This is a genomic window from Mariniflexile sp., assembly GCF_052728615.1.
Genome location: NZ_JBFVFE010000015.1, coordinates 14,245 through 29,493, shown reverse-complemented (window position 1 = coordinate 29,493; position 15,249 = coordinate 14,245). Strand labels below are relative to the sequence as shown.

14 protein-coding genes are annotated in these 15,249 nt (G+C 35.6%); all 14 read right to left on the bottom strand.

The annotated features are described in order from the left end of the window. Positions 1–85: 85 nt before the first annotated feature. The 14 genes from ACU1LP_RS07945 to ACU1LP_RS07880 all read right to left on the bottom strand — a co-directional run bounded on the left by ACU1LP_RS07945 (position 86) and on the right by ACU1LP_RS07880 (position 15,161). Positions 86–1,027 (bottom strand): acetylornithine carbamoyltransferase, encoded by a 942-nt coding sequence (locus ACU1LP_RS07945; protein ID WP_445736004.1) that lies wholly within the window; start codon positions 1,025–1,027, stop codon positions 86–88. A gap of 377 nt (positions 1,028–1,404) precedes the next feature. Next, the gene (locus ACU1LP_RS07940) at positions 1,405–2,202 is read right to left on the bottom strand and encodes a DUF4348 domain-containing protein (RefSeq protein WP_445736003.1); all 798 of its coding nucleotides are present in this window, start codon (positions 2,200–2,202) and stop codon (positions 1,405–1,407) included. Positions 2,203–2,272: 70 nt separating this feature from the next. After that, positions 2,273–3,037 (bottom strand): glutamate 5-kinase, encoded by a 765-nt coding sequence (gene proB, locus ACU1LP_RS07935; protein ID WP_445731239.1) that lies wholly within the window; start codon positions 3,035–3,037, stop codon positions 2,273–2,275. Next, on the bottom strand, positions 3,037–4,233 hold the full coding sequence (locus tag ACU1LP_RS07930) for a glutamate-5-semialdehyde dehydrogenase (protein WP_445736002.1): 1,197 nt from the start codon (positions 4,231–4,233) through the stop codon (positions 3,037–3,039). The genes proB and ACU1LP_RS07930 overlap by 1 nt, the downstream gene beginning before the upstream one ends. A 113-nt stretch (positions 4,234–4,346) precedes the next feature. After that, a complete protein-coding gene (locus ACU1LP_RS07925; protein ID WP_445736001.1) occupies positions 4,347–5,474 on the bottom strand; it encodes an aspartate aminotransferase family protein in 1,128 nt (375 codons plus the stop codon). Between the two features lies 1 nt (position 5,475). Continuing rightward, on the bottom strand, positions 5,476–6,270 hold the full coding sequence (gene proC / locus ACU1LP_RS07920; protein ID WP_445731236.1) for a pyrroline-5-carboxylate reductase: 795 nt from the start codon (positions 6,268–6,270) through the stop codon (positions 5,476–5,478). Between the two features lie 339 nt (positions 6,271–6,609). After that, on the bottom strand, positions 6,610–7,593 hold the full coding sequence (argC, locus tag ACU1LP_RS07915) for an N-acetyl-gamma-glutamyl-phosphate reductase (RefSeq protein ID WP_445731235.1): 984 nt from the start codon (positions 7,591–7,593) through the stop codon (positions 6,610–6,612). Between the two features lie 87 nt (positions 7,594–7,680). After that, the gene (locus ACU1LP_RS07910) at positions 7,681–8,856 is read right to left on the bottom strand and encodes an argininosuccinate synthase (RefSeq protein WP_445736000.1); all 1,176 of its coding nucleotides are present in this window, start codon (positions 8,854–8,856) and stop codon (positions 7,681–7,683) included. Positions 8,857–8,885: 29 nt separating this feature from the next. After that, on the bottom strand, positions 8,886–9,452 hold the full coding sequence (locus ACU1LP_RS07905) for a GNAT family N-acetyltransferase (RefSeq protein ID WP_445731233.1): 567 nt from the start codon (positions 9,450–9,452) through the stop codon (positions 8,886–8,888). Between the two features lie 120 nt (positions 9,453–9,572). Further along, positions 9,573–10,187: a GNAT family N-acetyltransferase gene (locus tag ACU1LP_RS07900; protein ID WP_445735999.1), complete on the bottom strand. Its 615-nt coding sequence runs from the start codon at positions 10,185–10,187 to the stop codon at positions 9,573–9,575. Between the two features lie 556 nt (positions 10,188–10,743). Beyond that, a complete protein-coding gene (locus tag ACU1LP_RS07895) occupies positions 10,744–12,336 on the bottom strand; it encodes an NADP-dependent glyceraldehyde-3-phosphate dehydrogenase (protein WP_445735998.1) in 1,593 nt (530 codons plus the stop codon). Positions 12,337–12,516: 180 nt separating this feature from the next. Next, positions 12,517–13,779: a threonine ammonia-lyase IlvA gene (gene ilvA, locus ACU1LP_RS07890; protein ID WP_445735997.1), complete on the bottom strand. Its 1,263-nt coding sequence runs from the start codon at positions 13,777–13,779 to the stop codon at positions 12,517–12,519. 48 nt (positions 13,780–13,827) lie between these two features. Further along, positions 13,828–14,019, bottom strand: a complete 192-nt coding sequence (locus ACU1LP_RS07885) for a type II toxin-antitoxin system ParD family antitoxin (RefSeq protein ID WP_445735996.1) — start codon at positions 14,017–14,019, stop codon at positions 13,828–13,830. 170 nt (positions 14,020–14,189) lie between these two features. Then, entirely contained in the window at positions 14,190–15,161 is a 972-nt protein-coding gene (locus ACU1LP_RS07880; RefSeq protein WP_445735995.1) for a hypothetical protein, read from the bottom strand. Positions 15,162–15,249 lie beyond the last annotated feature (88 nt).

Genomic DNA, 15,249 nt, shown 5'->3' with positions numbered 1-15,249 from the left:
TTTTGTGAATCCTTTGTGCAACTTTGTGAAATAGTTATACACAAAACACACAAAGAAGACACAAAGTTTCACAAAGGAAATTAATCTACTTATTGGCTTCTAATAATTTCTTCAACACTAATTGTGCTGCATAAGTTCTATTATTCGCTTGTTCAATAACCAATGAATTTTGTCCATCCAAAACGGCATCTTCAACAATTAAATTTCTTCTAACTGGTAAACAGTGCATAAATTTAGCATCGCCTAATTTTTCATTAGTAATCATCCAATTGGGGTCTGTGTTAAGCACTTTTCCATAATCGTTATAACTGCTCCAGTTTTTCACATACACGAAATCGGCATCCTTAAATGCTTCTTTTTGATTGTTATTTATGGGCGTATTTCCTGTTATTTCAGGATTCAACCCATAGCCTTCGGGATGTGTAATGACAAACTCCACCTCCATTTTTTGCATGGCTTGAATAAAACTATTTGCCACCGCATGAGGTAATGATTTAATATGTGGTGCCCAACTTAAAACTACTTTTGGCTTCGTTTTTTTGGTGTGTTCTGAAATGGTAATGGCATCGGTAAGCCCTTGAAGCGGATGTCCGGTGGCGCTTTCCATATTTACAATGGGCACCGATGCATATTTTACGAAGGACTTTAGCACATGCTCACTTTCATCTTTTTCTTTATCGGTTAATGTTGGAAACGCTCTTACGGCAATAATATCGCAATACTGCGACACTACTGCGGCGGCTTCCTTAATATGTTCTGCCGTGTTTCCGTTCATGATGGTGCCATCACCAAACTCAATGCCCCAGGCATCGCCAGAAACATTCATAACAATAGCATCCATACCTAAATTCAATGCTGCTTTTTGGGTACTTAAACGGGTTCGTAAACTAGAATTAAAAAACAATAAACCAAGGGTTTTATGTTTTCCTAAATCGATATGTTTAAGCGGATGTGCCTTTAATGCCTTCGCTTCCTCAATCCAAGTATGGATGTTATCTATATCGTGTATGGAGGTGTAGTTCTTCATTGTGTTAGTGTTATTTTTTTCATACCTACAAGGTGGGATGTCAAATATTAAGTACATAAAATTTAAAATTCCGTTCTCTTTTTTATCTTCAATAATGAATTTAAAAATGACCTAAAGTCTTTATTTTACTAGCTTTTTAGGTTTTTAACACCGAAAAAGTTTAAGAAACAGAACGAACGATTTTTTTATGAATACGCACAAATTTGACACCCCACCTACAAGGTTTTAAAACCTTGCAGGGTAATGTTTCTTTATAAAAATGACACGGTTATGTATATTAGGCTTTTACGTAATTAAATTTGACAAATACGTAACTACCTTTTTTAATACTCAACTGTATTTTTTTTATACAGTGTTAACAATAGTTCTGTTTAATACTATCTATTCTCAATTGCTATTAAAAACCAAAGCCCTTTTATTCTTTTAAAAAAAAGCCCTATATCAATGTTGTCCTTTATTTGAACATAATCAATTAACCTTTCGTCCGTTTCCTTTAATGTTTTTTGAAAATTATCATAAATTTGAACTCTTGTTAGCTTGTCTAAATTTAAGTTTTGGTGTTTCCAAAGTGATATTGGAATTGTGCTTTTATTTAACGATGAATCATTATTCTCAAAATCTATTCTTTTACTATAATCTAAAGGGAATTTAATTCTTTCTATTTGAAATTCTTCATTCATACTAAATTTATGTATAAATGAATCAAATGTTTCATTTTCTAGATAGTTGCTTATAATACCCGAATTTAATTTGTATTTATTAAAAAAATCTAATAATTCAGCAAGATTTTCTGAATTAATAAAACGTAAATTTATTTGTGAAGAATTAAGGCTATGGAATTCATCAGAATTTAGATATTTTTCTTGAATTGAATTTTCAGAATCAGAAATAAATTTTAGTTTAGTAATATTTGTTTTTTCATAAAACTCTGTTTCTATTTCAAGTATTTCTTTTAGTTTTATTTTCACCTCACTTTCATAGACAGGTTTTCCGTCAAATCCCATCATTATGTTTTTGGTAGTTAATAGTCCGTTTTTTAAAGTAATCGGTTCGGATAGATTTACTTTTTGTCGATTTAGGATTGACTCAATCTCAGATTCGGTCTGAAATACTTGGTTTTGACCAAAGCAGTTATTAAGTCCAACAATAAAAAATATTAATATTAAGTTCTTCATTTTCTTCAAAACATTACCAATTTATTTCTAGACCTCACAGGTTTTAAAAACCTCTGTGAGGTCTTTTATACTATTTTATTTTAGTAAAAAGTACTTTGTTCTCCATAGCATTTACCATGAAATTATCTTCCAGCCCGTTTACTATCCACGTTTCTATATTCGCTTTTTTGGTAACGGCAGCAGCTTCGATTTTAGACTGCATCCCGCCGCTTCCATGTTTCGATTTTGAATTGACCACTTGTTCCAACAAAACATCAAAATCGGCCACCACTTCAATGGTTTTTGGCGTACCATTCTCCATAGATTCCTTGGTATAAATACCATGGGTATTGGTAGCAATAATAAACAAATCAACCTCTAAAAGTGATGCGGTTAAAGCACCTAATTTGTCGTTATCACCAAATTTAATCTCATCGGTAGCAACCGTATCATTCTCATTAATGATGGGGATGTAATTATTACTTACCAATACATTAATCGTGTTTACGATATTGGTTCTGCTTTGCTCCTTTTCAAAGTCGGAATACGACAATAAACACTGTGAAGTAAGCAACCCATATTCCCTAAAAATCTCTTGATAGATACGTATTAAATGTGGCTGACCAATAGATGCCAAGGCTTGTTTTACATTAATATCTTTGCCTTTACTTTCCAATTTTACAAACTGTTTTGCCACAGCAATGGCACCCGAACTTACAATAACAAACTCACAAGTATCTTGTAAATGTGCTATTTGGTTTGCCAAATCTTCAATCTTACCTCTCGAAATATTATCGGTTTCTTTAGTGAGCGTATTAGAGCCCACTTTAAGCAATATGCGTTTCTTTTTCTGCATTATCTTATTTGTCCGTTTCCATGGACATACCATTTATTTGTTACCAAATGTTCTAAACCAATAGGGCCTCTTTGGTGTAATTTATCGGTGCTGATTGCCAATTCGCCACCCAAACCTAATTGGCCACCATCCGTAAATCGCGTAGAGGCATTATGGTAAACCGCTGCTGTATCTACATTTTCCATAAACACTTTAGCAACTTCGTTGTTTTTTGTAATGATGGATGAAGAATGCCCGCCAGAATATTTATTTATCATAGCAATGGTGTCTTCATTCGAATCAATTTCCGCCATCGCGATTTTATAATCTAAAAATTCTTTGTACCAAATGTCATCTGATTGAATGGCCTCAACATCATCAAATTTTGAAATCGCTTCATCACCTAAAATCTTTATTTTAGACTCTTTTAATTTTGAAATCAAGGTTTTTATGAAGGCTTCTTTATTTGGAAGGTTCTTATCAATCAATACTTTATCCAACGCATTACACGCCGAAATTTTGGTTGTTTTCGCATTGATAATGACGTCTAAAGCTATTTGTTGGTCTGCTTCTTTATGAACATACACAAAGTTATTGCCTCGACCGCTAATAATTACCGGACAGGTAGCATGTTCCTTAACAAAGGCAATTAAACGTTCGCCTCCACGAGGTACAATTAAATCGACTTTTTGCGTCGGATTTTCCAAAAACGCCTGGGTTTCTGTTCTGTTAAATTGTAAATATTCCACCCAATCGGTTGAAGCTCCATGTGCTTTCAGCGCTTGATGCCACAATTCCACGATTTTCAAATTTGATCTTAAAGACTCCTTACCACCTTTCAGTAAAATTTTATTTCCCGATTTAAAAGCGATTCCAGCAGCTTCCACGGTCACGTCTGGTCTGGATTCGTAAATAATCAGCACCGTTCCAAAAGAAGCGGTTTTATTATAAACCTGCATGCCATTATCGTGTTTAAAGCTAAAGCGTTCAATGCCCACTGGGTCTCTTTGAGCCGCTAAATGTTTTACCGAAGCAATCATTTCATTTACTTTAGAATCATCTGCTTTTAAACGGTCGTACATAGATATATCCTCCCCATTATAAGCCTCTAAATCGGCTTTGTTAATCTTAATTATAGCGGCTCTTTCAGAATCTAAAAGTGCTGCCATTTTAAGTAATACGGCATTTCTTGTTTCTATGCTTAATAAAGTATTCATAATTTTAGTTTTCAGTCGCAGTTACAGTTTTCAGTACTGCTAACTTAGATTTTTCTGAACTTTAAATCCCCAGACTTTCTAAGGTTTAAGTATCAGAGTTTTTAATAGTCATCTTACTTTAAAGCTACTTTTAAAGCTTTAAAAAATTGATCGACATGTTCTTTTTTAATGGTTAAAGGAGGTAAAATCCGAATCAACTTTTTATTTGAAGCACCTCCTGTAAAAATATGATGTTCGTAAATCAGCTTTTTTCTTAGGTCGCCGACTTCAAAATCGAATTCCAGTCCAATCATGAGTCCGCGTCCTTTAATGTTTTTTATCTGCGGAATTGTTTTCGCTACGGCAATGAAATAGTCTGAAATGTCATTGACATTAGCCATCAAGTTTTCTTCTTCAATCGTATTTAAAACCGCTAACCCAGCAGCACAAGCCAAATGATTGCCGCCAAAAGTAGTCCCTAACATGCCGTGTTTCGCTTCAATATCTGGATGGATTAAAATCCCTCCAATGGGGAAACCATTTCCCATGCCTTTCGCAATGGAAATAACATCGGGCGTGACATTGTAATATTGAAACGCAAAGAATTTACCGGAGCGTCCGTAACCCGATTGCACTTCGTCCGCAATAAAATACGTATTATTTGCTTTACATAGCGCGTCCACTTGCTCAAAAAACTCAGCCGTTCCCTGGTCCAAGCCACCAACACCTTGAATAAACTCCACAATAACCGCACATACATCGCCTTTTTCCAGTTCCTTTTTAACGCCTTCAACATCGTTCAAAGCTAAAAAAGTAACCGCCTGTTGTGCATTGATAGGTGCTACAATATTTTTATTATCGGTTGCCGCCACCGCTGCCGATGTGCGCCCATGAAATCCATTATTAAAAGCAACAACACGCGCTTTTCCTGTTTTGAATGAGGCTAATTTTAAAGCGTTTTCATTGGCTTCAGCACCCGAATTGCACAAAAACAATTCATAACCTGTACAACCAGAAAGTGTTTCTAATCTATCAGCTAATTCAACTTGCAACGGATTTTGAATGGCATTTGAGTAAAACCCTAAAGTTTTAACTTGATTAGTAATAGCCTTCACATAATTTGGGTGTGAATGCCCAATCGAAATTACGGCATGACCTCCGTAAAGGTCTAAATATTCAACACCTTTTTCATCGTAAACAAGCATATCTTTGCCCGAAACTGGTGTTACATTGTATAATGGATAAACGTCAAATAATGGCATTTTAATTCTTTTTAATTTGATTGATTTTTTCAAACGAAGCCACAATGCCTTGTATCAAAGCAGAGCTTAAACCTTGGTGCTCCATGGCATTTAAACCTTCAATAGTACAACCACTTGGGGTGGTTACGCGGTCTATTTCCTGTTCAGGATGTCTGCCCGATTCCAACAACAAACTCGCAGCACCAAAACAGGTTTGCGTTGCCAATTCGTGTGCTTGTTCTGCCTCAAAACCTAATTGTATAGCCCCTTGAGTAGTTGCACGTACAAGGCGCATCCAAAACGCAATGCCACTGGCGCAAATAACAGTAGCTGCTTGTATTAAATCTTCGGGAATCACCATAGTTGTTCCCAATTGGTTAAATATGGTTTGAGCCATCGCCACCTTGTCTTGCGCTTTTTCATTTGCCGCAATACAGGTCATCGATTTTCCAATGGAAATCGCTGTATTTGGCATCACCCGAATAATGTTTTTATCACTTCCAATAATGCCTTCAATTCTAGCAATATCAACCCCAGCAGCCACGGAAATAACCACATGTTTTTCTGTGATTTTAGAAGCAACACTTTCCAAAACAGCATTTATATGCTTCGGTTGTAAAGCAAAAATAACCATATCGCTTTGTTCAACAGCTAATAAATTATCGCTAGTAACAGTCACGTTTTTAACGTTTTCAAAACTTTTTACGGACGTCGTATTCTTATCGCTTAAATACAAAGCTTCAAAAGATTTATTTCCAATAAGTCCTTTTGCGATAGAGCTTCCTAAATTTCCTGTTCCAATAATGGCTATTTTCATTTTTAACGTTTTGTTGCCACGAATACACGAATAAAATTATTGGCGTTTTCGTGAGTTGTTTTCAAATTACTTTTTCTTCCTCTAATACTTCGGAAGAAGAAAATTTTATACTTATTATTATTTTGGGCGTTTCCCCTCGCTATTACCTACAAGGTTTTTTTAAACCTTGCAGGAACGCTCAGGGTCGCGCTTTACGCTGCAAGTCCTCGCTCGTGCCTCGCTGTGGGCTTTCCACTTCAATCGCTAACGCGCCACTCTTGCTGTAGAACCCACCCCTAACCCCTCCGAAGGAGGGGAATTGCGCATTGGTTCCTCCCCTTTGGGGAGGCTAGGTGGGGACTAAAAATAACTCCCCTTTAACTGCAACCCCATCGTTTCTTCCAACCCAAACATTAAATTCATATTTTGAATGGCTTGTCCCGAAGCTCCTTTCAATAAATTATCGATAATACTGGTTACCAATAATTTATTATTGTGTTTATGCAAATGTATTAAACACTTGTTCGTGTTAACCACTTGTTTTAAATGCAACACCTCATCAGATACAAAAGTGAATTTCGCATCTTTATAAAATGCTTTGAACATGTCTTTAGCTTCTTCCAAAGTGCCTTCAAAATCTGTGTATACCGTTGCAAAAATACCTCTTGAAAAATTTCCTCGGTTCGGCATAAATAAAATTTCAGAAGTAAAATTGTTTTGCAATTGCTTAACTGACTGATTTATTTCACCTAAATGCTGATGCGTAAATGGTTTATAATATGAAAAATTATTATCCCTCCACGGAAAATGTGAGGTATCAGACAATGATGTTCCTGCACCTGTAGCACCTGTAACCGCATTGATGTGCACATCATTACTTAACAATCCTTTTTCAGCAAGTGGCAACAAAGCCAACTGAATCGTGGTTGCAAAACATCCAGGATTTGCAATATAATTTGCTTTTTTAATGGCATTCCTTTGCAATTCCGGTAAACCATAAACAAAGGTTTTACCTTGAAACACTTTGTCTTTTTCAAGTCGGAAATCGTTTCCTAAATCAATAATCTTCGTGTTTTCAGAAAAGGTATTAGCCGATAAAAATTTTACGGAGTTTCCATGCCCTAAACATAAAAACAACACATCAACATTTGGGTTGATGGTGTCTGTAAATTTCAAGTCTAAATCGCCCAATAAATCTTGGTGTACACTGCTTATTTTATTTCCTGCATTGGATGTGCTGTACACAAAATCGATTTCGGTTTCAGGATGGTTGATCAATAATCTGATTAATTCGCCTGCCGTGTAACCGGCACCTCCTATTATTCCAACATGGATATTTTTCATTTTAGTTATAGTTCTATAAACCTACAAGGTTTTGAAAACCTTGCAGGTTATGTATTTTGCAGGTTTTCATTTTTAACAATCTTTAAATTAAGAATTTACTTGATGATAAATTTTATTCTGATTTCCTAAGATTTTTATAAACCCTTTCGCTTCATCGGCGGTCCATCCTTTATTTTCTTCCCCATAGCTACCAAATTTCGCATTCATTAAATCGTGATCAGAGCTAATTCCATCTAAATTAAAATGGTATGGCCTCAACGTTACAAACACATCGCCACTCACTTTGTCTTGACTGCTTTGTAAAAACGCTTCTATGTTTCGCATCACAGGATCTAAATATTGCCCTTCATGTAAGTGCATACCATAGAAACTCGCCAAATATTCTTTATGTTGTAATTGCCATTTGGTAAGCGTGTGCTTTTCCAATAAATGGTGTGCTTTAATTGTGATTAATGCCGCCGGTGCTTCAAAACCAACACGCCCTTTAATGCCCACAATGGTATCGCCCACATGGATATCCCTGCCAATAGCATAGGCTTTTGCAAGGTTATTCAAAGTTTCAATATTTATTTCTGAGTCGTTTTCGATGCCGTTTACAGCAACCAACTCGCCTTTTTCAAAAGTTAAAACCACTTTTTCATCCTCTGCATGCTTTAATTGTGAAGGGTATGCGCTGTCTGGCAATGGTTTATCAGAAGTCAACGTTTCTGAGCCGCCAACACTGGTGCCCCAAAGTCCTTTGTTAACCGAGTATTTGGCTTTTTCCCAAGACATATCGATGCCATTGGCTTTTAGATAGTCTATTTCCGCTTGCCTGGTTAATTTTTCATCCCGTATGGGTGTGATGATTTGGATTTCTGGTGCCAAGGTTTGAAAAATCATATCAAAACGCACTTGGTCGTTTCCAGCACCTGTACTACCATGCGCAATATATTCGGCACCAATGCTTTTAGCGTATTCGGCAATTTCAATAGCTTGAATAATACGTTCGGCACTCACAGAAAGTGGATAGGTATTGTTTTTCAACACATTTCCGAAAATCAAATACTTCACTACTTTTTGGTAAAATGTCGCCACCGCATCCACATTTTTATAAGTTGAAACACCCATTTTATAGGCGTTCGATTCTATATGTTCTATTTCAGCTTTGGTAAAACCACCAGTATTAACGCTTACCGCATGCACTTCATATTTTTTTGATAAACTTACGGCGCAATACGAAGTATCCAATCCTCCGCTATATGCTATAACTAATTTCTTCATTTTATTATCTTTATAACTTATTTTTTCTTTTATTTTAAATCGCCTATTTCCGCCTCAAAACAGGCATTCACATAATACCTAAAACTAAACTCATCGCGAAGTTTTCCTAATTTTTCCAGTTCTTCAACCAATACTGCCGACATTTTAGCCAAGGTAACATGCGTCATTCCCAACATTTCGTTGTAGCGATGCACTTTAGGCGTTTGTGCAACGGAAATAAGAAAGGTGTCAGAATAAAACTCTGTTATTTTAGCCATTAATAACAAACCCAGATTATGATTTCGGTATGTATCGTCTATCCATAGTGACGTACGTTCATAAACATAATGTCCTTTAACTTGGTGTTCGTGGACAAAGATATGACCATAAATCTGACCTTCTTTTTTCAATATAAAACATCCGTTTTCAGCACGTTTTTTCAACATTTCAACACCTACGAAATACAAAGTTGGAAGTGCTTGCGATCTTTCAGAAATAATTTCCAATGATTTATTTGAAAGTTTATAAACAAGCTGTATTTCAAGTCCTTCTGCTTCACAAAAATGTTCAGCTTTTTCTAAAACAGTTTTAACTTCTATGTCTGTTGTTGTATTCATTTCATTCATTGGCTGAATTCTTTATGGACAAATTCTTCGGTTGAAATATTTTCTGCACATTCTTCATCTTGACTCGTTTAAAATTTGCCATTTCAGGTAATTACTGATTTTTCATCACCATTACTTTTTATCTTTTTTTAGAAACATGGTTTCTTTAATATGTTTTAATCTATTAAAAACCTTTTCCTTAATTTTTTTGGGCTCAAACTTCTTCGCCTTCGGATCGTACAACATGCCTGTGCACAAACACATTTTGCGGTTGGTACGCGTTAAAACATCGTAGTTTTTACAGGTTTGGCAACCATCCCAAAAAGTTGGATCATCCGTCAGTTCTGAAAACGGCACGGGCTTATACCCTAACTCGGTATTCATTTTCATAACCGCCAATCCCGTAGTGATACTAAATACTTTGGCATCCGGGAACTTGGTTCTTGAATGCTTAAATACCTTATGTTTTATTTTTTTTGCTAACCCTGCACCACGATAATCGGGGTGGACAATCAATCCTGAATTGGCAACAAACTTGCCATGGCCCCAAAGTTCTATATAGCAAAAACCCGCAAACCGATCGCCATCCAACGCAATAACAGCATTGCCATTTTCCATCTTTTTTGTTATGTACTCTGGCGTGCGTCTCGCAATACCCGTGCCTCTAACCGCTGCAGATTCCGCAATGGTTTCGCAAATGGTCTCTGCGTATTTGGCATGTGATATATCGGCAATTACAATGTCCATTATAATTATAAAAATGAATTAAAAATTAGGATTGTTTTTTTGGTGAACCGCACGTAGCGATTCTTAAATAGAAGTGCACCCTTACGGGCGACGGGGAAAAATATAACCAAAGAAGCGTTTGTTAATTAAATAACTAACTGAATTTTGATATGCTATAAAGGATGTTTTGTACACTAAGAAAAAAATTAAAATGACGTTTGGGTTTTGCTGTTACAATAAGATTAAAAGCGGCGGCGACTGTGCGCTGGCAAACCGGGTATAGAAGAACGTATTTTATTTTTTAAAATTTTCATGTGTGTTTTTAATTTCTTTTCCAAAGGACACATGCTACATTCATATATTGATTTTAATAAAATAAACCCATGATTATGAATGTTTCATATTGTAAAACTATAATTTTATTCAATACAAAGTAAAAAAAGCAAATACTTTTATGAAAAAATTATCAATATCGGCCTATTTGTATTCTTTTTATTATAAATATCTCGTTATTAACAAATTTCATTGAATAATTAAAAACGTTATTCAATGAAATTTATTGCTAAAATCACACAAATCACAAAATATAATCCGTGCTAATAAAATTGGATGTTTTCTTTTCCAACAATTCCTTTAAAATGGCATTGTTATAGTCGTTATCTTTTGAAGCCACAAAGGTTCTAATTGAAAATGAACGCAAGGCATCGTGAACGCTCAAGGTACCATAAGCAGAATCCTTTCTTCCTGTAAACGGATAGACGTCTGGTCCACGTTGACAAGAACTGTTTAAATTCACACGACAAACCAAGTTCACCAAGGTATCAATTAATGGGGCTAATTTTTCAATGTTTTTACCAAACAAACTGACTTGTTGACCATAATTGGATTCTGCCATATCGTGTAACGGTTCTTCAATATCTGAAAACGGAATCACAGGAATTACAGGACCAAATTGTTCTTCGCTATACACTTTCATACCTGTATTAACAGGATACAAAACCGCTGGAAAAATAAAGTTTTCGGTTATTTTTCCGCCTTTTTCATTTAAAATACGGGCACTTTTTTCTAAAGCATCTGCAATTAATTCTTTAATATAACCTGGTTTTTCAACTTCGGGAAGCGGTGTTAACTTTACACCCGGTTCCCAAGGATTTCCAAATTTAAGGGCATCTACTTTTGCGGTGAAACGCTTGTTGAATTCATCTACAATCGATTCATGCACATACAATACTTTTAAAGCCGTACAACGCTGACCGTTAAAGGATAAAGTTCCTGCAATACATTCATCTACCGTTAAATCTAAATCGGCATCAGGCAAAACGATGGCTGGATTTTTAGCTTCCAAACCTAAAACCATACGCAACCTATTTCCTTTAGGATGTACTGCTTGCAAAGCATTGGCAGATTTACTATTCCCTATTAACGCCAATACATCTATTTTACCAGATTGCATAATGGGTGTTGCCAATACACGCCCACGACCGTAAATAATACTTACTACCCCTTTTGGAAAACTGTTTTGGAAAGCTTCCAATAATGGTGAAATTAACAAAACCCCCAATTTCGCAGGTTTGAAAATAACGGGATTCCCCATAATCAATGCTGGAATAAGCAACGTAAATGTTTCGTTTAGCGGATAGTTATAAGGCCCTAAACACAAAACCACCCCAAGTGGCCCACGGCGAATGTGTGCATACACACCATCATTTTTTTCAAACTTGGCCGAATCCCTGTCTATTTGTTTGTAGGCTTCAATGGTATCGTAAATATAATCGACCGTTCTGTCAAACTCTTTTTGGGAGTCGGGCAAGTTTTTACCAATTTCCCACATTAAAAGTTTTACAATTTCCTCGCGCTTGGTTTTCATTTGCTTTACAAACTTTTCCATGCAGGCAATGCGATCTAACACTTTCATAGTTGGCCATAAACCTTGTCCCTTATCATAAGCACTTAAAGCGGCGTTTAAAACCTCCAAAGCTTCTTTTTCGCCTAATTGCGGAATGGTACCTAAAAGTGTGGGCTTATAATTTTCTGTGGAAGAAATGGTGGAATATACCTCAGCGGTTTCTCCTTTCCACTCTTTTAATTCGCCATCGGACAAATAGGTTGATTGATGGAGAAGTGTTTTTATTTTATATGGTTCCGGAATTTCAATTGTAGCAGTGCTCATGTTTAAAAATTATAGTGTTAAAAGCAAATGCTAATATACCCATAATTTGATACAATCACTTTTAAAAAAAGGAAGTCCTCTTAAAAAATATCAAATTCTTAACGTATTATTTACATGTAAAGAAATTGCATAAAACTCAAACGTTTTCGACCATGGAATCAAAAAACAGAAACCATAGTTTTAAACCAAGAATTGAAACAGTTCTGGTTTATTGTTCAAATAATCGCCATAAAAATTATGTTGTTTCATTTTGGTGATTAGAGGCTCCAAATCGGAAGCAGATTTTAATTGAATCCCCACCACAGCAGAACCATTTTCACGATTTGTTTTTTTGGTATATTGAAAATGGGTAATGTCATCATGAGGCCCTAAAATATCGACCACAAACTCTTTTAACGCTCCGGCACGCTGCGGAAAAGTGAGAATGAAATAGTGTTTTAAATTGGCATACAACAGCGCGCGTTCCTTAATTTCGGGAGTTCGTGTAATATCGTTGTTACTGCCGCTAACCACGCAGACCACGTTTTTTCCTTTTATGGCATCCGCATAAAAATCCAATGCCGAAATGCTAAGCGCACCTGCTGGCTCAACAACTATGGCATCTTTATTATAAAGTTCTAAAATGGTTTCGCACACTTTTCCTGATGGCACGGTTATCATGGCATGTAAATTGGCTTTGCAGATGGGGAAGGTTAAATCGCCCACTCGTTTTACCGCAGCACCATCAACAAATTTTTCAATGGTTTCCAATTCGGTGTTTTGGTTGTTCTCCATTGAAACCGACATGGAGGGCGCCCCTTCCGGCTCCACACCAATAATTTTGGTGTTGGGTGATAGTTCCTTAAAAATGGTTGATAAACCTGCTGCCAATCCGCCGCCGCCAACAGCGATAAAAACATAATCGATGGGCGCGGTGGCTTGCTCTAAAATTTCGAGACCAATGGTTGCTTGTCCTTCAATAACTTTTTTGTCATCAAAAGGATGGATAAATACTTTATTGAATTCTTTACACTCCAACATGGATGCATGGTATGCATCATCATAAGTGTCGCCAACCAACTTAATTTCAATATAATCTTCCCCAAACATTTTAACCTGCTCTATTTTCTGGTTGGGTGTTGGCGCAGGCATATAAATAACACCTTTAATCTTCAACAATTTACAGGATAACGCCACACCTTGCGCATGGTTGCCCGCACTGGCACAAACCACACCGTTTTGGGATTCTTCCGCGGTAAGCGAACTTATTTTGTTATACGCCCCCCTAATTTTATATGAACGCACTTGCTGAAGGTCTTCACGCTTTAAAAGAATGTTAGCACCAAATTGGTTAGAATATCTATGGCTAGGGCTTAAAGGCGTCACAGCCGATACGTTTTGAATGGAATTGGCAGCTGCTTTGATGTCTTTTATTTTGGGGAAATAGGTTTGGTTTTTACTCATAAGTGTTGGTGATGTAATGCAATGAGATTTTGTTTTGGGTCGAAATCTTCAACAAAATCCGCTTTGTTCTCCTTTTTCAAGAGCCTTAATCAATGCTTTTTCTTTTTTTTCTTCACTTTCTAAAATTCGCAATGCGGAACGAATGACTTCACTCACCGAGCTATATCTACCAGATTTAACTTCTCCGTTTATAAATTCCTCAAAATGACTTCCAAGTGATATGGATGTGTTTTTTCCCATTTGACGTATGATTTTATCAAAAATACCAAATCTTGGTAATCTAGGCAAATTTGATTGATTACTTGGGTAGCATTTAAAAGTTTATGCGTAAAAAAAATGAGTATTGTGTAGCAGCATTTTTAATTTGAAAGAGTGAGGTAGTTTTAATAGGTTGTTACACATCTTAACTTTTAATTCGTTGTATCCAGAATTATTAAATTTATGTTCACACTAGTTGACTTAATTTTAACAATGGTATTTTTGTTTGTTTTAAAGTTAGTTTTTAAAAGAGCTAAATTTGAATTCAAATTTGGCACGGCTACTAAATTCAAATACTCTTCATTTTTATAAATGGAGTTACCAAAAACAGCAGCCAGTCCATAATGTTCTTCTTTTGAATTATCAGATATTGTTAGATTTGTCAAGTTAATGATCTCTGGTTTAGCTCCATTTAAAATGTTAGGAACAACTTGCATTATTGCCATTTCTGAATCATTGATTATAGCCATTCTGCTTCCACTAATAGAATTTAATCTGTTTACTGTATTATTATTTAAATCTATTATTAAGAAACCTTCGCCCCAAGTTGATAAATATAATTTGGAGTTAACTTTTTTCATTGAGGTAATTAAATCTTCTGTAAAAGTAATACCTAAATCTGTGATCGAATGGTCTTGAAGATTAATAGTGACAAGATGCTTTGCAGATTTTTTTTCCAAAGCGTTTTCTGCTAAAACCCCAATCAGGTCATTGTTATTCCATGCGAGAGCATAAAGATGTCTTTCAAAGCCACTAATATTAGAAGGCAATGTTAATGGGACAATTTGAGTTGTGCTTTTTTGTTTATCAAATATCAAAAGATTATTTGTTGGTGTTGGGTTGTAAATATATTCTATAGCATAAATTTTATCTTCTGAAGCTATCAAGCTGCTAGTAGATAAGATTGAACTACTACTTTCCTTCTTTATCTGTCCAATATTTTTTATATTTCCAGTATTATTTCCTATTTGAAATATTTCTCCAAGGTCTGAAGCAACTAATAGATTATAGTCGTCAGGAATTTGGTTATTTGTTTCATCTGTAATTCCACTGTCTGAATCCCCACACGAAAAAGTAAAGAAAGTTAACAATAACAGTACATAGTATAATTTGATATTTTTCATTGAGTTTTAGGAAAGGTTAAAAGGTTATAAGCTAGTTGCTCTTACATGAAGCTATCTTACTAAAAAGGAACGAATCAAAGTAAAGTTC

Bases quoted from the DNA above. Each gene is read 5' to 3' on its own strand.
- argC (WP_445731235.1), bottom strand. From the start codon at position 7,593: ATGAAAAATATCCATGTTGGAATAATAGGAGGTGCCGGTTACACGGCA.
- ACU1LP_RS07925 (WP_445736001.1), bottom strand. From the start codon at position 5,474: ATGCCATTATTTGACGTTTATCCATTATACAATGTAACACCAGTTTCG.
- ACU1LP_RS07905 (WP_445731233.1), bottom strand. From the start codon at position 9,452: ATGAATACAACAACAGACATAGAAGTTAAAACTGTTTTAGAAAAAGCT.
- proB (WP_445731239.1), bottom strand. From the start codon at position 3,037: ATGCAGAAAAAGAAACGCATATTGCTTAAAGTGGGCTCTAATACGCTC.
- ACU1LP_RS07895 (WP_445735998.1), bottom strand. From the start codon at position 12,336: ATGAGCACTGCTACAATTGAAATTCCGGAACCATATAAAATAAAAACA.
- ACU1LP_RS07910 (WP_445736000.1), bottom strand. From the start codon at position 8,856: ATGAAGAAATTAGTTATAGCATATAGCGGAGGATTGGATACTTCGTAT.
- ACU1LP_RS07885 (WP_445735996.1), bottom strand. From the start codon at position 14,019: ATGGGAAAAAACACATCCATATCACTTGGAAGTCATTTTGAGGAATTT.
- ACU1LP_RS07940 (WP_445736003.1), bottom strand. From the start codon at position 2,202: ATGAAGAACTTAATATTAATATTTTTTATTGTTGGACTTAATAACTGC.
- ACU1LP_RS07945 (WP_445736004.1), bottom strand. From the start codon at position 1,027: ATGAAGAACTACACCTCCATACACGATATAGATAACATCCATACTTGG.
- proC (WP_445731236.1), bottom strand. From the start codon at position 6,270: ATGAAAATAGCCATTATTGGAACAGGAAATTTAGGAAGCTCTATCGCA.
- ilvA (WP_445735997.1), bottom strand. From the start codon at position 13,779: ATGAGTAAAAACCAAACCTATTTCCCCAAAATAAAAGACATCAAAGCA.
- ACU1LP_RS07900 (WP_445735999.1), bottom strand. From the start codon at position 10,187: ATGGACATTGTAATTGCCGATATATCACATGCCAAATACGCAGAGACC.
- ACU1LP_RS07880 (WP_445735995.1), bottom strand. From the start codon at position 15,161: ATGAAAAATATCAAATTATACTATGTACTGTTATTGTTAACTTTCTTT.
- ACU1LP_RS07930 (WP_445736002.1), bottom strand. From the start codon at position 4,233: ATGAATACTTTATTAAGCATAGAAACAAGAAATGCCGTATTACTTAAA.